At 47.9% G+C, this 25,135-nt stretch carries 17 protein-coding genes; 11 read left to right on the top strand and 6 right to left on the bottom strand.

Annotated features, from left to right (window positions below):
* Positions 1–53: 53 nt before the first annotated feature.
* Positions 54–1,199, top strand: a complete 1,146-nt coding sequence (locus B5Z18_RS15105) for a TlpA disulfide reductase family protein (protein ID WP_079470317.1) — start codon at positions 54–56, stop codon at positions 1,197–1,199.
* A 181-nt stretch (positions 1,200–1,380) separates the two neighbouring features.
* Positions 1,381–4,398, top strand: coding sequence for a PVC-type heme-binding CxxCH protein (locus B5Z18_RS15100; RefSeq protein ID WP_079470316.1), 3,018 nt, complete (start codon positions 1,381–1,383; stop codon positions 4,396–4,398).
* Positions 4,399–4,405: 7 nt separating this feature from the next.
* On the opposite strand, the gene B5Z18_RS15095 is transcribed toward B5Z18_RS15100, so the two are convergent.
* Genes B5Z18_RS15095 through B5Z18_RS15085 form a run of 3 tightly spaced genes read right to left on the bottom strand, consistent with a single transcriptional unit; the run spans position 4,406 to position 9,209 of the window.
* Positions 4,406–5,668: an acetyl-CoA C-acetyltransferase gene (locus tag B5Z18_RS15095; RefSeq protein ID WP_079470315.1), complete on the bottom strand. Its 1,263-nt coding sequence runs from the start codon at positions 5,666–5,668 to the stop codon at positions 4,406–4,408.
* 52 nt (positions 5,669–5,720) lie between these two features.
* Complete coding sequence (locus B5Z18_RS15090) at positions 5,721–6,695, bottom strand: 2-hydroxyacid dehydrogenase (RefSeq protein ID WP_079470314.1); 975 nt, start codon at positions 6,693–6,695, stop codon at positions 5,721–5,723.
* Between the two features lie 12 nt (positions 6,696–6,707).
* A complete protein-coding gene (locus tag B5Z18_RS15085) occupies positions 6,708–9,209 on the bottom strand; it encodes a cation-translocating P-type ATPase (RefSeq protein ID WP_079470313.1) in 2,502 nt (833 codons plus the stop codon).
* Between the two features lie 430 nt (positions 9,210–9,639).
* Between B5Z18_RS15085 and B5Z18_RS15080 the strand changes: the two genes are divergently transcribed.
* From B5Z18_RS15080 to B5Z18_RS15070, 3 genes are all read left to right on the top strand, one after another.
* On the top strand, positions 9,640–11,133 hold the full coding sequence (locus B5Z18_RS15080) for an ArnT family glycosyltransferase (protein ID WP_159454317.1): 1,494 nt from the start codon (positions 9,640–9,642) through the stop codon (positions 11,131–11,133).
* A 187-nt stretch (positions 11,134–11,320) separates the two neighbouring features.
* Positions 11,321–12,007, top strand: a complete 687-nt coding sequence (locus B5Z18_RS15075; RefSeq protein ID WP_133256151.1) for a hypothetical protein — start codon at positions 11,321–11,323, stop codon at positions 12,005–12,007.
* Positions 12,008–12,018: 11 nt separating this feature from the next.
* Complete coding sequence (locus B5Z18_RS15070) at positions 12,019–12,399, top strand: hypothetical protein (protein WP_079470310.1); 381 nt, start codon at positions 12,019–12,021, stop codon at positions 12,397–12,399.
* Between the two features lie 3 nt (positions 12,400–12,402).
* On the opposite strand, the gene B5Z18_RS15065 is transcribed toward B5Z18_RS15070, so the two are convergent.
* The 3 genes from B5Z18_RS15065 to B5Z18_RS15055 all read right to left on the bottom strand — a co-directional run bounded on the left by B5Z18_RS15065 (position 12,403) and on the right by B5Z18_RS15055 (position 15,834).
* Positions 12,403–13,461, bottom strand: coding sequence for a response regulator (locus B5Z18_RS15065; protein ID WP_079470309.1), 1,059 nt, complete (start codon positions 13,459–13,461; stop codon positions 12,403–12,405).
* On the bottom strand, positions 13,439–14,980 hold the full coding sequence (locus tag B5Z18_RS15060; protein WP_079470308.1) for a sensor histidine kinase: 1,542 nt from the start codon (positions 14,978–14,980) through the stop codon (positions 13,439–13,441). Before B5Z18_RS15060 ends, B5Z18_RS15065 begins: the two co-directional genes overlap by 23 nt.
* Before the next feature lie 140 nt (positions 14,981–15,120).
* Positions 15,121–15,834: a pirin family protein gene (locus B5Z18_RS15055; RefSeq protein ID WP_079470307.1), complete on the bottom strand. Its 714-nt coding sequence runs from the start codon at positions 15,832–15,834 to the stop codon at positions 15,121–15,123.
* 168 nt (positions 15,835–16,002) lie between these two features.
* Between B5Z18_RS15055 and B5Z18_RS15050 the strand changes: the two genes are divergently transcribed.
* From B5Z18_RS15050 to B5Z18_RS15025, 6 genes are all read left to right on the top strand, one after another.
* A complete protein-coding gene (locus B5Z18_RS15050) occupies positions 16,003–18,087 on the top strand; it encodes a TonB-dependent receptor plug domain-containing protein (protein WP_079470306.1) in 2,085 nt (694 codons plus the stop codon).
* 11 nt (positions 18,088–18,098) lie between these two features.
* Positions 18,099–18,686 (top strand): HmuY family protein, encoded by a 588-nt coding sequence (locus tag B5Z18_RS15045; protein WP_200817286.1) that lies wholly within the window; start codon positions 18,099–18,101, stop codon positions 18,684–18,686.
* An 18-nt stretch (positions 18,687–18,704) separates the two neighbouring features.
* Positions 18,705–19,652 (top strand): DUF6607 family protein, encoded by a 948-nt coding sequence (locus B5Z18_RS15040; RefSeq protein ID WP_079470305.1) that lies wholly within the window; start codon positions 18,705–18,707, stop codon positions 19,650–19,652.
* 103 nt (positions 19,653–19,755) lie between these two features.
* Positions 19,756–20,337, top strand: coding sequence for an RNA polymerase sigma factor (locus B5Z18_RS15035; protein ID WP_079470304.1), 582 nt, complete (start codon positions 19,756–19,758; stop codon positions 20,335–20,337).
* A gap of 111 nt (positions 20,338–20,448) precedes the next feature.
* Positions 20,449–21,498, top strand: a complete 1,050-nt coding sequence (locus B5Z18_RS15030) for a FecR family protein (RefSeq protein ID WP_079470303.1) — start codon at positions 20,449–20,451, stop codon at positions 21,496–21,498.
* Between the two features lie 227 nt (positions 21,499–21,725).
* Complete coding sequence (locus tag B5Z18_RS15025; protein ID WP_159454316.1) at positions 21,726–25,118, top strand: SusC/RagA family TonB-linked outer membrane protein; 3,393 nt, start codon at positions 21,726–21,728, stop codon at positions 25,116–25,118.
* The last annotated feature ends 17 nt before the right edge of the window (positions 25,119–25,135 follow it).

The following is a 25,135-nucleotide window of genomic DNA, read 5'->3' as shown; positions in this document are numbered from 1 at the left end:
AGGGGCTGTTGCATTTTTATACTTTCGGGCAAAACCAACCAATCATTCATCGTATGAAAAAAATGATTCTCGGCTGCCTGGCAACAGTGGCCGTTTCAGGTGCATTTGCACAAAAGAAATCTGTCATTACCGGTAAAATACCCGTGGCCTTTGACAATGAATACATCTACCTCTTCAATGTATCCGGTAACGGCTACAAAAAACTGGATTCTGCACTGATAGAAAAAGGCGCTTTCAAACTGCAGTATGAAGTAACAGATACATTAGCCGCGATGTTAAGCGTAGGCACCAAAGCAGTGGATAAGCCTTTGCGTGGTAACCAGGCGTTGTACATTACGCCAAACGACAAAATAACCTTCACACTCAAAACTGCCGGTGAGCCCAACGCCTTATCCGGTGCGGTGATCAAAGGTTCGGTTATTACCAGACAACAGCTGGAAATGGATGCTGTGCTGGCGCCGGTTACAAAAAGTATGGATTCCCTCCGCGCTATCGGACAGAAAATGATGATGCAGGCAGAAAGGGATACCACCGGCTACTATGCCATGAGCATGACTTTCAGAAAACTGGCAGAAGAGAGAGAAGCGCTGCAGGAAAAGTTTATGCTGGCGCACACTGATTATTATGTAAGCCTCGCTACGCTTTATGAAGGCATGGGGGGCCGTGTAGAAGACGTAGAAGGTACGCAGAAACTGTTTGATAAATTTCCATTGGCGTTACGCCAGTCCAGCCTCGGACAAAAAGCAGCAGACTTGCTGAAAGCCTCTGCATTACTGGGAAAGAACCAGGTAGCTCCTGATTTTTCTGCAGCTACTCCGGATGGTAAAACCATGAAGCTGTCTGACCTGAGAGGTAAATATGTTTTGCTCGATTTCTGGGCCAGCTGGTGTGGTCCCTGCCGCGCTGAAAATCCTAACGTGGTAAAGGCATACAATAAATTCAAGGATAAGAATTTTGATATCCTGGGTGTTTCCCTCGACAGAACCGGCGATGAAGCAAAATGGACCGCCGCTATTGAAAAGGATGGCCTTGTGTGGCATCATGTAAGCGATCTGAAATGGTGGAAAAGTGATATCGCTAAATTGTATATGATCCACTCTATTCCACAGAATTTTCTGCTCGACCCGCAAGGACGAATTATTGCTACTAATCTGAGGGGGGAGGCATTAGAGAAAGAACTGGAAAAAATACTGCACTAAGTTATTCATTCATTTCCGGCATGGTATCTGCTTTATGCCTGCAACGAATTATTTATTCGGTGAAATGGATGACAATGGACCACCCGTCCCGGTTTCCCGGGACGGGTTTTTTTATGAAAAAATGTGAATTTATTTATTACTTTTAATACGTGTTATATTGACAATTAATTATTCCGCGTATATGAAATACATTCACCGGGCGATATTTATGGTAACTGTTGTTATCAGCGCATGCCAATCCAACAAGCCGGCAACGCCGCCACCTGTACTAACGGAAGCGCAGCAACGACTGCCTGAAAATGCCGTACATGGACTAAAAACGCTTTCCGGTTTGGAAACAACCCTGTTTGCCAGTGAACCCAGCATCATGAATCCTACCAATATGGATATCGATGAGAAGGGCCGGGTATGGATCACGGAAGCCTATAACTACCGCAATGAGTTAAATCCGGGGCATCCTTATAAGGCTGCCGGTGATCGTATTATGATCCTGGAAGATTTGAACGGAGATGGAAAGGCAGACACGGCTAAAGTATTTTACCAGGATACCTGCATAAATGCGGCACTGGGTATTTGTGTGCTGGGAAATAAAGTGATTGTGTCCTGCAGTCCGAACGTTTTTATTTTTACAGATACCAACGGAGATGATAAAGCAGATAAAAAAGAATTGCTGTTCCGCGGTATCGGTGGCGTACAGCACGATCATGCCATTCATTCATTCACCTTTGGTCCCGACGGAAAACTGTATTTCAATTTCGGCAACGCCGGCGACAGCATACTTGACAAGAATGGAAATGTGATCCAGGATGCAGAAGGTAACCTCATCGCCAACAAAGGGAAGCCTTATCGCCAGGGAATGATTTTCCGCTGTAATGAAGATGGCAGCAACCTGGAAGTAATGGCGCATAACTTCCGTAACAACTACGAAGTAGCGGTGGATGCTTTTGGTAACATGTGGCAGAGCGATAACGACGACGATGGCAACAGGGGCGTTCGCATCAACTATATTCTTGAACATGGCAACTATGGTTATACGGATGAGATGACCGGCGCAGGCTGGTCATCCCGCCGTATGAATATGGAAGACTCCATTCCATACCGGCACTGGCACCTCAATGACCCCGGTGTAGTGCCCAACCTGTTGCAAACGGGTTCGGGTTCGCCTACAGGTATGGTGATCTATGAAGGAGAGCTGTTGCCCGCCCCTTTCCGTAACCAGATGATCCACGGAGAGCCTGGCCATAATGTGGTAAGGTCTTATCCCGTAAAAAAATACGGCGCCGGCTATACGGCAACTATTGAAAATATCCTGGAAAGCAGTTCCGATCAGTGGTTCAGGCCATCTGATGTGTGCGTGGCGCCTGACGGATCCCTGTTTGTAGCCGACTGGTACGATCCCGGCGTTGGCGGTCACCAGGTAGCCGACCTGAACCGGGGCCGTGTATTTCGTATAGCCCCGCCCGGTAGCGCCTATAAGGTGAAGCCACCGGTGCTCAATACTGCCGCCGATGCCATTGCCGCATTGAAAAATCCTAATCTCAGTACCCGCTACCTCGCATGGACAAAACTCTCCGGCATGGGCGCGGCTGCAGAAAAGGAACTACAGGAGCTGTATAACAGCGCCAACCCCCGCTACCGGGCCCGCGCCCTGTGGCTGCTCAGCAGGCTGCCTAACGGTAACGGCTATGTGCAGGCGGCCCTGAAAGATAAAGATGAAGATATCCGCATCACGGCCATCCGCGCCGCCAGGGAAACCGGCGTATCCTACGGCAATATGCTGGTAACAGATGCTTCCGTTGCAGTGCGCCGCCAGTTGCTATTGGCCATGCATCACAGCCATGAAAAAGACATGCCTGCCAACTGGGCATTGCTCGCTGCACAATACAACGGAAATGACCGGTGGTACCTGGAAGCACTGGGCATTGCAGCAGATGGCAACTGGGATGCCTGCTTTAATGAATGGCGGAAATTACCACCTAATACAAAACACCCCGAAGCAGACCATGATATTATCTGGCGTGCCAGAACACCGGCGGCGCTGCCGTTGCTGGCCGCTTTGATCCTGGAACCGGATGCAGATCCCCTGCAAAACAAACGCTACTTCCGCGCATTTGATTTCTATCCCACCGCAGCAAGCACGCCCGTGCTGCTGGGATTACTGAAAGGACAGCATCCGCAGCAAGCCTATATCAATGCACTGGCATTTATACAACTGGATGAGAAAGCAGTACCTAAAACGCCGGACATCGCAGCCCTGCTCCGTAACAGCCTGGCCGCATTCAAAGGGCATATGGAATTTGTTGACCTCGTGTTAAAGTACCATGTCCGCGATCAGAATGAAACGCTTTTACAGATGGTGCTGGATTCAAAGCGCGAAGATCTCCAGGGATACGCGATGAAAGCGCTGCTGCAAAGCGGCGGACAACTGCTGGTGATAAAAACCATTTCAAAAAAGGATTCGGCATCTGCCATCTCACTGATAAACGCCGTCGGCAAAACACAGGACCGCACCAGCCGGACGTTGCTTTCTACACTGATGCGCAACAACGTATACTCTTTACCGTTACGACAACAGGCCACGCGTAATCTTGGTCACGGATGGGACGGATTTGAAGATCTGTGGAATATGGTGGAAGGCAAATCGCTCCCCGCCGATTTAGATACGGTAGCCAGGGCGGTGCTTACACACGCATGGCGGCAGGACATCAAAGCCAAAGCCGTAGCCCATTATGAGCCTGCAGCAGTACACCACGACCTGCTGCCCGTAGATAAGCTGGTGACCCTGCCGGGCAACATCTCCGGAGGAAAAAAAGTATTTAATACTTATTGCGCTACCTGCCACCTGGATGGAAATTCCGGCGTGAACTTCGGACCTGCATTAACAGAAATTGGCAGTAAGCTTACTAAAAGCGCTATCTACGATGCCATTATCGAACCGGATGCAGGCATCAGCTTTGGCTTTGAAGGCTATTTCTTTAAGCTAAAAGATGGCTCACAGGTATTGGGTTATATTGCCGGAGAAACAAAAGAGGAAGTAGATGTGCGTACCGCCGGCGGTCAGGGTGTAAAACTGCAAAAAAGCACCATTGTATCCCGGAAAGCATATGAACATTCACTGATGCCCACCGGCCTCGCTACAGCTATGTCGCAGCAGGAACTGGTTGACCTGGTTACCTACCTGGCATCATTAAAAAAGTAGGGAGTGCTTAGCTTTCTAAGATAGCTGTTACGCCCATGCCGCCGGCGGTGCAAATAGAAATTAACGCCCGGCCGCTGCCGCGCTGTTGCAGCATTTTAGCGGTTTGCGCTACTATACGTGCGCCGGTGGCCGCAAAGGGATGGCCAATAGCCACGCTGCCGCCTTTTGTATTTAGTTTGTCCCGGTCGATACTTCCCAGCGGCGTATCCCAGCCGAGTTTTTTGCAATAGGCCGCATCTTCCCATGCCTTCAGTGTGCAGAGTACCTGCCCGCTGAAGGCTTCATGGATTTCATAGATATCAAAGTCTTGTAGCTTCAGGTGATTGCGTTTCAGCATACGCGCCACGGCGTAGGTAGGCGCCATTAGCAATCCTTCGCCGTTTACATAATCCACGGCGGCGGTTTCCGCATCTACAAGATGGGCCAGCACGGGCCAGTTCTGTTGCTGCGCAAACTCTTCGGAGGCCATCAGCAAAGCGGCTGCGCCGTCGGTATACAAAGTGCTGTTACCTGCTGTCAGGGAGCCCTTGCCGCTGAAATCGAAAGCCGGCTTCAATGCAGCCAGTTTCTCCGGTGTGGTATCGGCCCGCACAATAGTATCTCTTTTCACACCTTTATAAGGAATAATGAGGTCATTGAAAAAGCCTTCTTCATAAGCCTTTGCGGCATTCATATGGCTCCGGTATGCCAGCGCATCCTGCTCTTCGCGCGTAATGCCCCATTCCTTTACCATTTTTTCGGTGTGTTGCCCCATCGACAAGCCCGTTCTGGGTTCCACGATGGAAGGATATAATGGCTTCAGGTCTTTGAGGCGGATAGAGGCCAGTATTTTTAGCCGTTGGGAAAAGGTTTTTGCGGCCCGCAGATCGGCCAGCTTCCACGCCAGCTGTTGCTGGAACAGCAACGGAATATCGCTGTTGGTATCGCTGCCGCCGCTGATGGCGGTATCTATTTGTCCGCAGCCAATGCGGAGGCCGAGTTGTATAGTGGTATCCAGGCTGGTACCGCAGGCTCTCAGCACACCATAGGCGGGCGTATGGGGATCCAGCGAGGTGCCCAGCACGCACTCCCTGGCAAAGTTCCAATCGGTGGAGCGGTTCAGCAATGCGCCCAGCGCCACTTCTCCCAGCCGTTTTCCGGAAAGCTGGTATTTGTCCACCAATGCGCTCAATACAGTGGTTAACATTTCCTGGTTGCTGATATGATTGTACTCTTTAAAGGATCTTACGAAAGGGATACGTAATCCGCCGATGATAGCGACCTTTTTCATGCTGCTGTGCTTTAACTAAAGTTAAGGAATATATCAGCCCGATGGTACTTGTTTACAGGTCATAAATATGATTCACCGGGTTGGGCACAGGTTGGCCGGTTAAGGCAGCAATTACATTCTGAGCAGCAATCCTGGACATGGCGTTGCGGGTTTCCAGTGTGGCCGAGCCAATATGCGGCAGTACTGCTACGGTAGGCATTTCCAGCAGCGGATTGTCCGGGTGCATGGGTTCCGGATTGGTAACATCCAGCCCGGCGCCCCATATTTGCCCTTCCTGTAAAGCGGCAATGAGATCTGTTTCATTGTGGATGCCTCCGCGTGCTGCATTGATGAAAATGGCGGTGGGCTTCATTTTACGGAAGGCTTCTTTATTAAACTTTTCTTTTGTTTCAGGTGTAAGAGAGGTGTGTATGCTGATAACATCGCTTTGTTGCAGCAACTCATCAAAGGTAACAAAGGTGGCGTCCAGCTCTTTTTCAGCGGCTTCGTTGCGATGGCGGTTGCAGTAAATGATTTTCATACCAAAAGCAGCCTTGCAGCGTTTAGCCATTACCGTACCTATGTTGCCGAGTCCCCATATGCCCAGTGTTTTTCCTTCTATATCGGTGCCGAGATTGGCGGTAGGAGTAGAGAATCCCCATTCGCCTTTTAAAATCCTTTTATGTTGATAGAATGCCTTTCGTGCTACGGATAACATCAGTAAAAAGGCGGTATCGGCGGTGGCGTTACTTAATACGCCAGGCGTGTTAGTGATCTGTAATCCCAGTTCTGTAGCCGCTTTCAGATCTACGTTATCGTATCCTACGGATAAAAGACTGATCACTTTCAGGTGGCGGCATTGTTCCAAAAATGCCCGGTCCAGTTTTTCGCCACCGGCAAAAAGCAGGGCATCACTGTCTTTGCAATATTGTACTCTTTGTGCGGGCGTCATTTCTTTTTCTTCCGACCACTGTGTAACGGTAAAGCCTGCACGTTGCAGGAGTGATAACCCTTCTTCCGGAATAACCCTTGTTGTGAATACCTTCATAATATCATCAGTTTAATTGCGCTGAAATTTTCTCTTCCCCAGTTTCCATATTTCAAACCATAATACCGATGCTGCGCTGATGGCGGTGCACAGCAGCAGTTCATATACAGAAAGACCGGTAATACTGAAGAACCGCGCCACCGGCGGAATATATAACATGGCTGCCAGCAACAACAGGGTGATACCAATTACGCCCACCATCAGTTTGTTCCGGTTGCGCATGCTGTGTATAAAGGAGTAATAGAATGAACGGTTCACCAAGGTAAGAAAAATATTTGCGAGAACCAGCGTAGTGAACACCATGCTGCGGGTGAGCACTTCCCCCGAATCCCTTGCTACGCTCCACTGGTAGGCCGTTAGTACACCTGCCGTGATGATCAGTCCCTGCAGGATGCTGATATTCATTTCCCGGAAAGAGAGAAAGGTTTGTGTAATAGGCCGGGGTGGTTGTAACATGGCATTTTCTTCCATCGGTTCATTTTCATATACGATAGAACAGGTAGGGCCCATAATTACTTCCAGGAAGATCACATGCACGGGCGTAAATATATTGGGATAGATCCAGCCGAGAAACAGTGGCAAAGATACGGTAAGGATAATCGGGATGTGAATAGAGATGATATACTGTACCGCCTTTTTTATATTGGTATAAATTCTCCGTCCCATTGCAATGGCATCCACCATGTTGCTGAGATCATCATTCACCAGGATCAGCGCTGCGGCCTGTTTGGCGATCTCCGTTCCTTTTTTGCCCATTGCAATGCCAATATGAGCGGCCTTCAGCGCAGGACCATCATTCACGCCGTCGCCGGTCATGGCCACCACTTCATTGTCGGCTTTCAAGGCATTGATGGCGGCCAGTTTTGCTTCGGGGAACATGCGTGTAAAAATGTTGACGGACTGTAAGGTTTGCTGCATCTTGTTTTCGTTCATCTGCATCAGGGTATCACCGTTTACTGCTTCATCTGCCTGCTGTAACCCGGCCTGTTGTGCAATGGCGCGGGTGGTAACGGCGTTGTCGCCGGTAATGATCTTTACCTTAATACCCGCCTGGTAAAATTGTTGGAATACCTTTCTGATATTGCTTTTGGGAGGATCGTAGAAGGCCAGCAAACCCACAAAAACAAACGGCAGCTCCTGTTGCGTGGCGGGGTAGTTGGTACCGATAAAATCCGAAGTGGCTACTCCCAGTACCCGGTAGCCTTTTGCTGCCAGTATATTTACCTGGTCGAGGATCGTTTGTTTTTCTTTTTCCGGGAGATGGGAAACCTGTAGTATCGCTTCCGGCGCTCCTTTCGCTGCCACGATGCGTTTGCCCGCTGCGTTCTCAAAAATATGCGTCATCATGGGAGGCTTGCCTTCCAGTGGATATTCATGCACCATTGTGTAATTGGTGCGTTCATCCACCGGCGTCATTTCTTCGTATAGCCGGTGCAGTGTTTTCTCCATCGGATCAAACGGTACCGGCTCACTGGCCCACATGGCGCTGGTGATCAGCGCTGGCGGAAAGTGACCGGCTTCATATATCGTGTAGTCGGCGCCGTTATACACCGCCTGCAGGCTCATTTTATTTTCAGTAATGGTACCTGTTTTATCGGTGCAGATAACGGTGGCGCTGCCTAATGCTTCCACGGTACGGATCCTTTTTACAATAATCCCCATCTGCATCAGTCGCCTGGAACCCAGTGCCATAAAGGTGGTGAAGGCCACCGGTATTTCTTCGGGTAAAATAGACATGGCCAGCGTTAGCCCTTTCAGCAGGCTGTCGGTAAGGCTCCCGCTGCGGATGTAATTAAACAGCCATACTCCCAGGAAAACGATCACACCGGCTACGGCCATCCATTTTACAAACTGCCGGATCTGTTGTTGCAGTGGCGTTATTTCTTCTTTGATATTGAGGATGGCTTCTCCCAGCTGGCCGATTTTTGTTTGCGCGCCTATGTCCTGTACTTCACAGATAGCGAGTCCGGACACTACTACGGTGCCGCTGTACACTTTATTGTCTTCACTGTCGCTTTGTTTGAATACGGCGTAGGCTTCGCCGGTGAGGGCCGATTCGTTGACAGAAAAGTCATTGCTATGTACAATGATGCCATCGGCATTGATCGTATTACCTTCGGACACCAGCATCATATCTCCCTTCACAATTTCGCTGGTAGGGATACTTTTCAGTTCCCCGCTGCGGATAACCGTGCTGAGTGGCTCATTCATTTTCTCCAGCGCTTCCAGCGCTTTACGGCTGCGGCTATCCTGGTAAAACGAAATACCCGATACCAATGCAATGGCAGCCAGCATGAAATACGCCTCGCCCAGTTCTCCCATCACAAAATAAATGGCGGTTACTGCTATGAGTAATACCAGCATGGGCTCTTCCGTGATTTCTTTCAATACGGCCTTCAGTGGACTGGTAACAGGTTCCGGAGGGGTATTGCTGCCATGTTGTTCTCTTGAAGCAGTAACAGCTGCTTCATCCAAACCTTTGATATGCTCCGGTAAATTGATCTGTCCAGCCATGCAGGGTTGTTTTGGTGAAAGGAGGTCTGTTAAATTTACGAATTATGAATTAAGGATTTGTAATTCATAATTTTTTATCATCTTTAAAGATTGATTTGCCCGACGGGTGATAGGACGGTCTGATGCGGAATTTCTACTCTTCCCGCCTGAAAATGTACATCACTTACCTCACCGCCCGGCTGGAAGGAAGTTGGCCACCACGCGCGATTTCTTCCGGTAGTTGAAACAACAGACGGCATTACCCTTACGCCTGAACGCGGATTAGCCGCTGTTTGAGGCTGAACATAACCAGTGCAGTAGTGTTAATTATAGTTAAGCAACTGGTATAAAATTACCAAGCGGCACAGAGATTGTGGAAGGAACGACTCTGATCACACTATCACAACTGTCAGCCTAACATATGCGGGATCTATCGGGGAGTAATCGTTTCATGGCCTATATCACAGCAAATAAGTGGGTGGCTGTTGCCATCGGGATTATTGTGTTGATGAGATTTTCATTTACAGGGATCATGGGAGCTATGCCCCAGGATGCCTATTATTATTTCTACGGACAACACTTCGCCCTGTCATATTTCGACCACCCTCCGGCAATAGCATGGATCCTGCGTGCTTTTACCGATTTATTGGGCCGGCATGTATTTGTGATCAAGCTGGCAGATACCCTCGTAACCATCGGTACCCTGCTGGCTTTTTATCGCTTGTCGGCATGCTTCCTTCCCCGGGAACGAGCCTGGAATAGCCTGCTGTTGCTGGGCGCTACGCTGATGATCACCATCTTATCACTGGTATCCACGCCCGACGTGCCTTTGCTGCTGTTCTGGACATTATCGCTGATTGCTATGTACAGGGCGGTATTTGAGCAGCGTAAAGCATATTGGATATGGGCGGGTATTGCAATGGGACTGGCATTCGACAGCAAGTATACGGCTATTTTCCTGCCGGCGGGCGCCGTGCTTTACCTGTTGCTGTCCAGGGAGCACCGCCGGTATTTGTGGTCGCCCTGGTTCTTTGCCAGTATCGTGGTTTTCTGTATCACCATTTTGCCGGTAGTGATCTGGAATGTGGATAACGACTTTGCCTCTTTCCGGTTCCAGTCATCCGACCGGGTAGGGGGCGTGGAATTCCGGCCGCTGGATTTTTTCGGTGTTATTGGTCACCAGGCGGCCATCCTGTTGCCGGTATTATTCTTTGCATTGCTGTATTATGTGTATAAGCTGGTCCGCAAATACGGATGGCATATTGGCCGGATCTCTGCCCGGCAGCTTTTCCTGTTATGCTTTTTTATCCCCGTTTTTGGCATTTTCTTCCTGATTTCTCCTATCTACTGGGTAAAGATCAACTGGATGATGCCTGCCTATATTACGGGCATTATATGGATCAGCACCTGGATCACGTTTAAATATGTACGCTGGCAGTGGATTTGCTCATTGGTAATACACCTGGCGCTGGCTGTAGAGATCATTTTCTATCCGGTACCTATTCATTCAGATGATACGATGATTGGCTGGAAAGGGCTGGGCGACGGTGTAAAAACATTGTCTGAAGAATACCCTGATGATTTTATTTTCTCTGCAGATGATTATAAAACCAGTGCCATGCTCAATCTTTACCTGGGGCGCATGGTATACTCCCGTAATATTATTGGTGAAAATGCCCTGCAGTTTGATTTTATAGGCACCGATATCAATGCATTAAAAGGAAAAAATGCCCTGTTTATCAATTCATTGACCGACGTAAACGATGATGTGGATGAACAGGAGTTTGTGGAAGAAGAGCTGTCGCCGTTCTTTAGTTCGGTGCGGTCGCTGCCCCCTATTGTTGTTACCCGCCAGGGCCGCGTAGTAAGGAAATTCCTCGTTTTCCGCTGTATGAACTATCAGCCTCCGCAGCGGGGTAATGACGCCGGTCATCCGAAAGAATGATGACAGTCAACGGAAGGAGTAATGCCCGTCATTGTTCAGCAATGCATTCCGGCTTAGTTTTACATCAGCATTTGGACATCCACCTGGATTCCTTGGCGTAAATAAAAGTGAAGATGTGCTGTTCGAGAAGGTATCACCGTTCTATCAGCGGTGGTACTTTTACCTACTGTTAAAAAAAATGCAAATCATGTTCAGCGGATTAACTCCTACATCCCGTCAGCGGAAATTTTGTGAAGGTTTCCTCTTTTTTCCCATCAGGCATTTACGTAAGTATGGGAATCATATTTTCAGGCAATACGGACGTCATGCCGGTGTGAAAGCATTATTGGATATGCAGCTGGGCATGCCGGGGAACAACGACCGGTATGCTGAAGAAATACAGCGCTGTATCGCCGAAAAGGCAGCACCGGAAACGGCGCAGGTGCTGGTAAAGCTGGAAGAATTTTATACGCAGGTACAGGCGGCTGCCGGTAATTTGCCGGGCTTATACCTGGATTTCAGTGATCTCATCATTCATTTTTACAGGGAGGCATCCATCTATCACAATGTGATCCTGCGCAATATGAAGCAGGAATTGCAGCCGGCCGGAAAATCAAAAAAACGGGAGCCGGTGGTGGAACCCGGACAGGAACACATCTCTAAACTATACAGGGTAGTAAAGGAATTTGTTTTGCAAAGCAAAAGCATGTTGTCTGTACTGGAAGATGTGGCAAGAAAGGAAAACTATTTACCAGGCGAACAATATCTCCGCCAGATGATGGAATTAATGTCAAACATCCGGCAGATGAATCATCACCAGCAACATCTATGTCAGCTATTGAAGAAATGGGGAGCGGATAAGAATCTGCATATGCAGCAAACCTATTATAATTAGCAACTATCAATATGTCTTATGAACCTCTGACTGAAACAGCTATTGCTGCCTACCGGGAAGCATGCAGCAACTGGATCAGGACCCTGAAAGCCTTAAGGGAAGATAATGCCTCGCTGATCAACCGGCTGGCGGCAGCGTTGAAAGAAACAACGCGGCGGTCGTTCATTGAGGAGGCAGAGGAGTTTCAGCTCACTATGCTGGACCGGGAAGAGTCGTTGGTCCTGTTGCGGCATGAGATAGGGGAGCAGCTCGACTGGCTGAATAAGCAGCCGGCGGGCGTGCCTGCGCCTCATCCGTATGCGGTGCTGAAAAATGATATGGAAGGAATGATGCAGGAGTACGAGCGGTTAAAGGTGGCATTCCTCGTTTTTATAGCGGCTGAAAAGGTATAGACATCAGTTTACCAGCGCCGCCAGTTTTTTGATAGATAGAAAAGCAATCTGACCCTCTTTCAATGCAATCAGCTGCTCATCCCTGAAATCGCCCAATGTACGTATCAGTGATTCTTTTGCCACCCCCGCTACTGCAGCAAGGTTTTCCCGGCTGATATCAATCGTAAAATGTTTACTGCCTTTTGTATTGTATTTTTTATCGAGCATCAGTAACGCTTCCGCTACTTTTTTACGAAGCGAGTTATATGCCAGTCCGATCAGCTGTTGTTCTTTTTCCGCCATTTCTTTTGATAACATCTGGATGAATTTCCCCAGCACTTCGGGGTTGCTGCTGATCAGCTGTTCAAAATCTTTTTGTGGGATCACCGCTACCAGCGTGTCTTCCATCGCCTCTGCATACTCCTGGTAGTTACCGCCTTCAAGCAGGGCATTATACCCGAGGAAATCTCCTTCGTTATATAAACCAATGATCAGTTCTTTTCCTTCATCATTGCGTTTATACGTTTTTACCTTTCCCTGGAGCAGGTAGTACAAATGATCCGGGCGATTGCCTGCGGCGTAAATGCTTTGTTTCTTTTTATAATGATTGGTATTACGGTCTTCTTTGAGCAGGGTCAGCTGATCCTTGCCGGTACTGGCAGAGAGTAATACCTGGAGTCCGTGTAAACCGGTAACGGTGTCCTGTTTGATTTCTGCACATCTTTTCAGGCGGCTTTCTATAGCGCTGAGTAATTCCGTGCCTTCGAAGGGCTTGGTGATATAATCATCTGCGCCCAGTTCCATTCCTTTTCGTATATCTGTTCTTTCTGCTTTGGCTGTCAGGAAGATAAAAGGCGTTTTTTGCAGGGCTTTATTTTTATGCAGCATGTGTAATACGCCGTAGCCATCCAGCACGGGCATCATGATATCGCATACAATAAGATCGGGGAGGTGTTCCAGCGCCATTGCCACGCCTTCTTTGCCGTTGGTGGCGGTGAGCACCTGGTAGTTGGCCAGTTCAAGGATTTCTGCTACGTTGTCACGGATAGCAGCATTATCTTCAATCAGCAATATTTTTTCCATGAGCGTCAGTTTTGGGGAAGGGAACCGTAACAATGAACTCTGTACCTTTTTCCGGAGCGCTGTTACAGGAAACTGTGCCATTCATTAATTCTGCATATTTGGCTACAATGTGCAGCCCAAGTCCGGTGCCCTGGATATTGGATACATGCTGACTACGGAAAAAACGCTCAAAAAGATGCTGGCGGTCTTCTTCTGAAATACCTATTCCCTTGTCTTTTACGGATAACTGGAAAGTGCTGTCGCTACATTGTGAACGGATAGAAATGATGGCTCCCTCCGGAGAAAACTTGATGGCATTGGATACAAGATTCATAACAATGTGTTTTAATAGTGTAGGGTCCATGCAGGCATGAGCAGCGCCGTGGTGGGCATAGTAAATATTCTGTCTGGCTTTTTTGAGTCCGTCCATTTCACCGAGAATGTTGCTGATATGTTTGCCGGCATCAAAAGTACCGGGGCGCACCTGTATCTTTCCTTCTTCTATTTTTCCTACCGACAGGAAATCGTTTAATATATCCGTCAGCATATTTACCGCGGAAATAATACGTTGAATATGTTTACTCCGTTTGGCTAAATCATCATCAGCTTCATATTTGGACACCAGGTAGATGGAAGAGAGAATAGCGCTGAGTGGCGTTCTGAATTCGTGGGAGGCCAGGGATACAAACCTGGATTTAAGTTCATTCAGCTCCCGCTCTTTCTCCAGGGAAGTTCTCAGCTCTGATTCGGCCTGTTTAATGCGGGAAAGGTCGATGGCAATGCCGATGTACCCGGTAATATCGGAGGCATCGCGGATAGCGGATACCGTCAGGGAAACCGGTAGCCTGCTTCCATCTTTCCGGATGTACTGCCATTCATATTCATTGTACAGGTTCAGCCTGGCTTTAATCGTAAGTGTTTCCATACCGGGAGCAACCGGCTGATTCAGCTGTTGTGAAAATTCTTCCGCCCGCAGGGCTACTTCTTCCGGATCATGCAGCAGCAGCGGGGTATACACATCCACCACTTCGCTGGCTTTGTAGCCCAGTATCCTTTCTGCTGCCGGGTTGAACCACCTGATGAAACCATCGGTATTGATTACGATGATCATGGCGCCGGTGCTGGTCCATAAACTGTTGAGGAAGCTGTTCATCCGCTGGAGCGAACCGTCTTTAACGACCGCTTCTTTCCGTTGCTGTGAAAGCTCGCGGAGCGTCATCTCAGCATTGCGGCGATCGGTGGTATCAGTAATATAGATGATCGTTAGTATTCCTTCAGGGGTACTATGGTTAACCTGGTTGATCTCTACCGGGAACTGGCTGGTGTTTTTCCGTACCGCATATTGTTCTTTGCCATTGTGAATAAGCAACAAGCTCACTAACTGACCCGTAACTTCTTCTTTTGTGTAGCCAAACTGGTGAAGCAGGAAGGGGTTGGCCATTACGATCCGGTGCTGGTTGTCGGCAACCAGTATGCTGATGGTAGCATGGTTAAAGAGTACCTCGAAACCTATGTAATTATTTTGAGAGGTATTAATCATACAGGTAATTGACCCTTTGGAGCGGTGCTGTATAAATTTAATGATTCCCGGTGGAATAAATTACCTGTATGAATAAATTGGATGTTATTATTTTATAAAACTAATAATATGTTTGTATTTAATATGTATTAAGAAGATGCTTACTTCTGATTGACAGGTGTTTCAATAATCAGGAACTCTGTTTTCTCTCCGCACTGCAGGATCACCTCACCGGTTTCCCATATCCCGATAGCATCACGCGGCTGCAGTACCTGGTCCTGTACTCTCAGGCTGCCGGAAATGGAAAAGATAAACAGGCATTTATTCAGCTGGTTAAAGGTATAGGTAACGCTGGCCGGTTGCTCATAATAACCGAGCGACAACTTCGCGTTCTGGTTGATCCAGCAATGCTGCATTCCTTCTTCACCGGATACGATGGTTACCAGTTTGTTCTTTCGTTTTTCCAGGGGGAAACTCCGCTGCTGATACCGCGGTGAAATGTTTTGTTGTTTGGGAAGAATCCAGATCTGTAAGAAGTTAACTTCTTCTGTACCTATATTGTACTCTTCATGTCTTAGCCCGCTGCCGGCACTCATGATCTGTACAGCGGGTGCTTCTATCTCGGTACTGTATCCCATTGTATCTTTATGGTTCATCTTTCCTTTCAGCAAAACGGAAATAATTTCCATATTCACATGTGGATGAATACCAAAGCCTTTGCCGGCTTCTACATAGTCGTCGTTGAAGGCGAACAGCGTACCAAAAGCGCTGCGCATCGGGTGGTAAAAATCACTGAAGCTGAAGAAGAAATTGCTTTTCAGCCAGCCTATGTCTTTCACGCCTCTGTCGCCCGCCGGGAAGTATTGTGTTTTCATATATTAATGAACAGGTAATGATTTAAAATTGTTTGGACACCGGTTAGTTTTCCGGACCAACTAAGTTAAATGCAAATTTCCGTATCTCGTAAATAACTTTCCCAAACTCGTAAAGGTACTGATGTTTATGCCCGTACTTTTGCTTCACAATTTCAGATAAACCTTAAGATGTATAAACATTTATTCCTGCTCACCTGCATCATGCGGGTAGGGACCCTTTTGGCCCAAACCGACACTACTTCCGGCAGTAAAGTGTTACAGGAAGTAGTGGTTACCGCCACCAGGAATGAACAACTGTTAAGCAAAGTACCCGTACCAGTTACGGTGATCCATAAACAACAGATACAGGCTATGGGAGCGGTATTGCTGCAGCAGGTGCTGGCAGAGCAAACCGGCCTGTTCATCACCTCCAACCACGGAACAGGTGTGCAGATGCAGGGACTGGAAGCAGAATATACACTTATATTACTGGATGGCGAACCGCTCATCGGCAGAACTGCCGGCACCTTCGACCTGTCGAGGATTGTAGTGGGCAATATTGAAAGGATTGAAATTATAAAAGGCCCCGTTTCGTCGCTCTATGGCAGTGATGCACTGGCCGGCGTTATTAACATCATTACCAGCAACAACAGTAAGGAAGGAATAAGCAGTATCAGCGGGCGGTATGGCTCTAATAATACCTATACCCTCGATGGCAGTACGCGTATTCCTTATAAAAAAGGATCTTTCTCTGCCAGCCTAAATGCCTATAACAGTGACGGATACACGCTCGGAACAGGTGGCAGTACACCTACCGTGTCGCCATTTAAAGCATATACGGCACAATCGCGCTGGCAGCACAACTGGTCGGAAAAATGGAGCACTGTTCTCTCTGGTCGCTACTATGAACAAAAGTACAACAGCTATTTCTCCGACGTAAAAGGAATGGTGGATGATATCGGAAGGGAGAAAGACATGAACGGATCATTACAGCTCATTCATACGCCGACAAAGAATTTCAGGCAAACGTTGCGACTGTATTATTCCCGGTACTCCACCAATGAGGATATGCATTACCAGGCCGACAAAAGTTTGTATGATGCCTCATTTTTTACCCAGCAATACCTGAAGCCGGAGTACCAGGCCGACTGGCAGTTGCACCCGAAACATCAACTCACCGCAGGTATGGGGTATGTGCATGAATCGCTGGAGGCTACCCGCTACGAGGAACGCATGGCCTTTAATACCGGGTATGTGTTTATACAGGAAAACTGGAAACCGGCAGATGCTTGGAATGTATTGCTCGGTGGCCGCTTTGATACACATAATCAATACCCTTCCCAGTTCAGTCCCAAGCTGTCGGTATCCTACCAGCTAACGCCCAACTGGCGCTTGCTGGGCACCGTAGGCCGCGGCTACCGCGCACCTGATTTCCGACAGCTGTACCTGCATTTCAATAATGCAGCAGTAGGTTATACCGTGGTAGGTACCAAACTGGCGGCAGACATCCTGAAAGAAATGGAGAAACAGGGGCAGATCAAACAGGTAAACATCGACCCGGAACAACTAAAAAACCTGGATGCAGAAAGCTCCTGGTCATACAACCTGGGAGTGGAAGGGAAACCATTTTCCCGCACCACCGTCAAAGCAAATGTCTTTTACAACAGTGTGAAAAACCTGATAGACACCCGTGCTATTGCCGTAAAAACAAACGACCTCGCTGTATACAGCTATGTAAATATCAACAGCATTACCACTGCCGGCGCAGAAGCGGAGCTGGGACAAGCCATTGGTAGCCATTTGCAGCTGTCTGCCGGTTATCAATACCTTCGTTCAAAGGACAATGATCTTTTTAAAAAGGTAAAGAACGGGGAAGTATATACGAAAGATGAGACTACCGGGGAAACACGCGCACTTACCCGTAAGGAATACTTCGGATTGTTTAACCGCTCACATCATTCCGCCAACCTGAAAGTTGCGTATAGCCTTTCCCGTTTGGGCATAGACGCGAATACACGGGTGCTGTACCGCAGCAAATACGGCTTCACCGACGAAAACGGGAATAACACGCCTGATAAGGCCAGCGAGTTTGTGCCCGGTTATGCTACGGTAAACCTGGCAGCCGCGAAATACCTGTTCAAACGCCAGCTGCGTATGCAGGCCACTGTGGAAAACGTATTTAACTACACGGATGCGCAGCATATCAGCACCATGCCCGGAAGGATCTATTCTGTCGGGGCCACCTGGAATTTTTATCATCACGTAAACCATTAACCAAATACTATATGAAACAAATACTCACAGCGGGTATGCTGTCACTGTCGCTTTTTACACTGGTGTCCTGCAGCAAAGATGATGATAATACCGTTACACCGCCGGTTGTTGCAGTGGAAACTAAAACAGTAGCAAACGTCGACGCCGACGCAGCGAATAAAGGCAGCTTTACTTTATACAGTCTTGCAGACAATAAAGTAATCCCCAACAGCGATTCTGCCACCACCAAATGGGACATTGGTTTCAAAGCCACTACCATCATCATCAACGGTGGTACCAGCGGACCGGGTAAAGCAGAAGCCCAGGTGATTACCGGCGTATTCAGCCAGTTGGTAACAGCACCGGAAACAGGCTATACTACCGATGCTGCCGCAAAGAAAGCCATCACCGGCTGGTATTCCTACAATATGACCACCCACGTGATTTCACCGGTAACGGGCGCCGTGATTGTACTGAAAACAGCGAACGGCAATTATGCCAAACTGGAGGTTACCAGCTATTATAAGGATGCGCCGGCCACTCCGGATCAGAATTCAATAAGCCGTTACTATAACTTCCGGTTTGCTTATCAGCCGGATGGCACACGTAAGTTCAACTAACCACTCATTTTTATTTTTATGAAACGTATTACCATTTTAACCATCGGCGCATTCATGACGCTGGCAGCAACAGCCCAGCAAAAGGGCGGCGATAAACTATCGCAGGATAAAGCAGCTATCAAAAGTATGTGTGGCTGCCAGGAAGTGACCTTTGAATACACGGAAACATTCCCGGCAGATACCAGCTATAAACCCAAAGGATATCATAAAATTATTGACGCCATAGAATATGTAACCGTTGCATCCGAAGATCCCCGCCGCATTGTATTGCAGCATCTGCTTATTGCAGACAGCAGTGTGATCAAGCACTGGACGGAAGACTGGCAGTACGAAAATCAGCAACTGCTTGCTTATGCACAGGATAACCAGTGGAAGAAGATCACCCTGCCCGCTGCCCAGGTGAAGGGCCAGTGGTCGCAGAAAGTATATGGTGTGGATGATGAGCCGCGCTATGAAGGCTCTGCTACCTGGGTACATGCCGATGGCCGCCACTACTGGGAAGCTGCGTCTGATGCGCCGTTGCCCCGCCGCGAATACACCACCCGCAAGGACTATAATGTATTACACCGGGTAAATCATCATGAAATCACTGCTACCGGATCTGTACATGAGCAGGATAACAAGAAAGTGATCCGCGCAAATGGTACGGATAAGGTGATTGTAGGAGAGAAAGGATTGAACACCTATAACCGCATCAGCGAAAGCAAATGCCAGCTGGCTAAAGAATGGTGGGAACAACATAAAGCTTTCTGGACAGTAGTACGTAAGAGTTGGGATAAAATTTATGGTGAAAGCAGTGAAATTAACCTGCAGAAGAAAGTAAATAATGAACCGCTATATAAGGTGATGTCTGCGCTGGAGGAGAAAGCTTTCCGCAAAGAGCTTTCCGGCGCCGAACTGGAAAAGACCATAACAACTACATTACAACAGTTTTCGCATAATACAGAGTTGAGTTTACAACGATAAACGAGTGGATAAGAAAAGTACCGCAGTCATTCCTGGCTGCGGTTTTTTTGTTTTGCTAAAATATTTTGAACTATTTTGTCGGGTAATCATATATTACGTGGATATGCCTTCCCGGAGTAATTACGATGAGAACACAATGCTGGAGCTGTTATCACAGGGCAGTGAGTATGCTTTTACGGAGCTGTTTAGCCGCTACCGTACAAAGGTGTATTCTGTGGCATTCCGGTTTCTCCGGTCGCAGGCTGCCGCTGAAGAAGTGGTACAGGATGTGTTCCTGAAGTGCTGGCTGAAACGTGAAACCCTGCCGGAGGTGAAAAACCTGGACGCCTACCTGAAAGTTGTGACCAGGAACCTGGTCCTGAACCGTTTCCGCAAACTGGCCAACGAAGCCGCCGCCCAGGAAGAGCTGGGCCGCCGGGAAGTAATGGTAAACGATACTGATCACCGGATACAGGAATACCAATACCAGGAAATTATCCAGGCTGCCCTCGGACAGTTGTCGCCCCAGCAACGGGAGGTATACCGCCTCGCCAAAGAAGAAGGACTAAGCCATGAAGCCATCGCCAGCCGCATGCATATCTCCGCCGTTACCGTGAAATCCCATATGGCCAGGGCATTACAGTCGATCCGCCGCTACCTGAACGGCAGCATCAGTATCTTCCTGTTGATATCTCTTATTAAATAACAATAAAAAATATATTTTTTCACCCTCCACCATTGGAATTTGCCGGGTGTCTGTTATTATATAAGTTTTGAAAAGCTACCTGTAAGTTCCTGTAAAGTTATTGTAATCGTTATGACGAACGATCCTGGATTCAATGAATTAATGGATAAATACCTTGCCGGGAAAGCCAGCGAGGCAGAGTGGAATGAATTGAGGGGATTGATCAGCAAAGGCAACTTTGATGAAGAAATAAAGAACCGGATAGATGCGGAATGGGATAGCGGCATTATAGAACCAGGCGTTTCATTTGAGCGCTATCATGAGATGATCGGCAATATTATGTCGGCCGAATCACATATTGCCAGCATCATCCCGCTTAAACGGAGCCGTCGCCGCAGCGTGCGGAGGCTGGCCCTGGCAGCTGTTGTAACCGGCTTGCTGGTGCTGCCTTTCGCTGGCTGGTGGTGGTGGCATGCCGGCGTAAAGCAGCCCCCGGTAGCCATCACCGGACCCGCAGCAGCACCTGCCGCGGAAGAAGTGGTGGAAGTACAAACGAAGTTTGTACGCCTGCCTGATGGAAGTACGGTGTTACTTGCGGACAACAGCCGCCTGGAATATAACCGCGATTTCAAAGGAAATAAAAGGGAAGTACGGTTATGGGGAGAAGGATATTTTGATATTAAAGAAGTGCCGGATAAACCCTTTATCGTGAAAACCGGTAAGCTCAGCACGCAGGTACTTGGCACCGCTTTTAATGTAAAGGCATCGGCGGATCAGCAACGTGTGGTGGTTACCGTTACCAGGGGTAAGGTAAAGGTAAATGATGAAAAAAACAGCTATGGTATACTGGTAGCGGATCAGCAGTTATCGGTAAATATGCTTACCAGCACAGTAATAAGGGCAGAAGTGAAAAGCATAGAAGTGGTAAAATGGAAAGATGAATTCCTCGTACTGGACGATGTAAGCATGGAGGAAGCAGCTGTTATGATAGGAGATAAGTATCATGTGAAAATATTATTTGCCAATGAGTCATTAAAGAATTGCCGTATTGCAGGAACATTTTTTCATAACCAGCCTTTGGAAAAAGTGCTGACCATTATTTGCAGTGTGGCAAATGCCGGGTATACCATTTATCCCAACGATAAAGTAGTACTGAACGGAGAAGGATGTGCCAACCAATAAATAAACACTTATCAAAACGGTAGTCAATCAAATAAACGGAATATAACATCGGTGAAGATCTTCATCTGGTAAGGCGCGTTGTGCACCGCGCGTAGCTGCTATTTTTTTAATTGTAATTATCTAAATCAACCATCAGAATTATGGATCTAATCTCCGTGAGGGATCGCTATGTCCCTATGCGAATCAACCAACCATACATTAAGAAAAAGGGCAAAACAGGTTTTATTATGAAGATAATTTTCTTGTATTTTTTTCTGCTGGCATTGTCCGTTCAGCTACTGATAGCCTCACCGGTGTCGGGTCAGGAACTGGGAAAGAAAACAATTACACTGGGCCTCAAAGATGAATCCCTTCACAGCGCTATTAAGAAAATTGAGCAGGCCAGCGGATTTCTTTTTGCCTACCCGCCTACCGCAGTAGCGAAGTACAAGCATATTACGCTCCCTGCCGCCAGCCGCTCCGTAAGCGCTACACTCAATGCAGTATTGGAAAATACCAACCTCGCTTACCGGGAGGTGGACAGCAGCGTGGTATTGTATGTAAAACCTAATGCCAATCCCGGCATTTCAGGCAATGAAGCCGCTGAATTATTCCAGCAACAGGCAGTTATTACCGGTCGTATCCTTGATGAAAAAAGTGGTGACCACATTGTGGGTGCCACCATTATTGAGAAAGGAAATAAGGTACTGAACGGCACCACTTCCAACGAAGTAGGCGCCTTTAAAATACCGGTGAATGTATCAGGAGGGAAAGCCACGTTGCTCATCAGCTATGTAGGCTATGAAACAAAGGAAGTGGAAGTGCGCAGATCCGCTAATCTCACTGTTAAACTCAGTACCAGCTCGAAGTCATTGAACGCAGTAGTGGTAACCGGGCTGTTTTCCAGGCCGGCGGAAAACTTCACCGGTGCAGCATCTTCCTATACAAAAGAAGAACTGAACAAGGTATCGGGCAATAGTGTGTTAAGCGCACTGCGTGCACTGGATCCCTCTTTCCAGATGCCGGAAAATATCGGTGCCGGTTCCAACCCCAATGCATTACCCAATGTAGTGGTAAGAGGGGGTAACAGCCTCGGCAACCTGAACGGGACTAATCAAAGTAACGTATACGACTTTACTACCAGCCCCAACACACCGCTCTTTATCATGGACGGCTTTGAGGTGTCACTGCAACGGGTAAACGATTTCGACATGAACCGCATCGCAAAGGTTACTATCTTAAAAGATGCGGCAGCTACCTCTATTTACGGTTCCCGTGCAGCCAACGGCGTAATTGTGATTGAGACTATAAGGCCCCGCGAAGGCAGTTTACGTGTAACCTATACCGGTAGTGTGGTAGCAGAACTGCCTGACCTGAAAGGCTACGACCTGGTAAACTCCAAAGAAAAACTCCAGCTGGAAAAAGAAGCCGGTCTTTATAACGGATATCCCAACCCCGTTTGGCAGGAAAGAAAAGATTTCCTGTATAACTACCGCCTGGCGGAAGTAGCCAAAGGTATCAATACCGACTGGCTCAATGTACCCCTGCGTAATGGCATCGGCAGTACGCATAACCTATACCTGGAAGGTGGATCAGAATCGGTGATGTACGGCCTCAATGGTACTTATAATACCACGGAGGGCGTTATGAAGGGCTCCAGCCGGCAGAATATTTCCGGCAACACGTATTTGTCCTACCGGTATAAAAACTTTTTATTCAGAAATGATCTCACACTCAATTTCAACAAGGCAGTTAACTCACCCTATGGTTCATTTTATACTTATACTAAATTAAATCCTTACTGGTCGCCTTACGATGCGAACGGTAATCCCAAATACTACCTGGAAGATATCCGCTTCTTTGATGACGCACGGCTGGCTTCACAACTGAACCCGGTTTATAATGTGTCGCTGCATACAGTAGACGAGTCCAGGCAGCAAAATATCACCAACAACTTCTTTGCACAGTGGCAGGCAAAAGAATGGCTGCGCTTTACCGGCCGCTTTGCCTATCAGCGCACCACCACCGGGGGCGACAGGTTCCTCCCGGCCCAGCATACGGCCTTCGATAGTATTCCCGTGGAACGCTATTATGAAAAAGGATCTTACACCAAAGGTTATGGCTTCAGGAACACGATTGATGGAGCTTTCACCATCGACCTGAACAAATCCTTCGGATCACATATGTTTTTCGGGTCAGTGGGTACTACCCTGCGCCAGGATAAACTTACTTCAGAATCCTATACTATCAACGGATTCCCGAATGATAAACTGGACCAGGTGACATTGGGAAACGGCTATAAAGCGGGTTCGCGGCCATTCGGCGGAGAAGGACTTACCCGCCTGCTGGGATATTTCGCCAACGTGAGTTACGCATACGATAACCGCTACCTGCTGGATGTTTCCTACCGTCTGGATGGTTCTTCCCAGTTTGGCGCCAACAAACGCTTTGCCTCTTTCTGGAGCGTAGGAGGCGGATGGAATCTTCATAAAGAAAAATTCCTGGAAAACAGTACTGCTATCAACCGGCTGAAACTCCGCTACTCGTATGGTTATACCGGCTCCTCCAATTTTGCCAGCTACCTCGGTCTTACTACCAGTAAGTATTATACCGACCAGGACTATTTATATCACCTCGGTACCTCCCTGCTGGGTTTTGGCAACCCTAATCTTGCCTGGCAGCAAACTGCCAAAAGCAACTTTGGTATTGACGGTACTTTTTTCAGACGACTGGATATTAGCGCCAACTATTTTGAAGAGAAAACAAAAGGCTCCGTGGTATCTATCACCACCGCCCCATCTACCGGGTTTTCCATGTATATGGATAACATGGGCGACGTAGTAAGCAAAGGGTATGAAGTAAATTTGCGCTATACCATTTTCTCTAATTCGCGTAACCGCGACAGCTGGTCCGTTTTTGCCAACGGATTCCATGTGCAGAATAAAATTGAAAAAATCTCCAATACCCTCGAACAGTTAAACAAGAGAAATACAGACTCACTCAGCACCACACCGCTGGCCCGGTTTGCCGAAGGCCGCAGCACCACGGCCATCTGGGCAGTACCATCGCTGGGCATCGATCCTTCTACCGGCAGGGAAATTTTCCGTACCCGCAACGGGACCACTACTACCGTGTATGATCCGCTGGACCAGGTAATAGTAGGAGATGCCCGCTCCACACTGGAAGGAACCTTCGGAACCAATTTTGAAAAAAGAGGCATTGGGGTAAATCTCTATTTCCGGTACCGGTTTGGCGGCTATACCTACAATCAAACACTGGTTGACAGGGTAGAAAGCGCTGACATGAGATTTAATGTGGACCGCCGCGTATTTGAAGAGCGCTGGAAAAAACCAGGTGACGTAACTTTTTATAAAGGTATTGTGGATAATAACGGGTATACTATTAACACTATCACCTATGCCACTTCCCGCTTTGTACAGAAAGACGACTGGCTGAGCCTCGAAAGCGCCTCGCTGTATTACCGCTTAAGTGATGCGCAGAACGCACGGTTACGCCTGCACGATACCAAAATCACCCTCTTCACCAACCAGCTGTTCTGGTGGTCCAGCATTAAGCGGGAAAGAGGACTGGATTATCCTTTCAGCCGCAGCTTCACTTTACAGTTACAAACCACTTTTTAATTTTAAGAGGATCTGAA

The organism is Chitinophaga ginsengisegetis (genome assembly GCF_900168065.1).
Taxonomy (GTDB): domain Bacteria; phylum Bacteroidota; class Bacteroidia; order Chitinophagales; family Chitinophagaceae; genus Chitinophaga; species Chitinophaga ginsengisegetis.
This window is presented reverse-complemented; position numbering and strand designations above follow the sequence as displayed.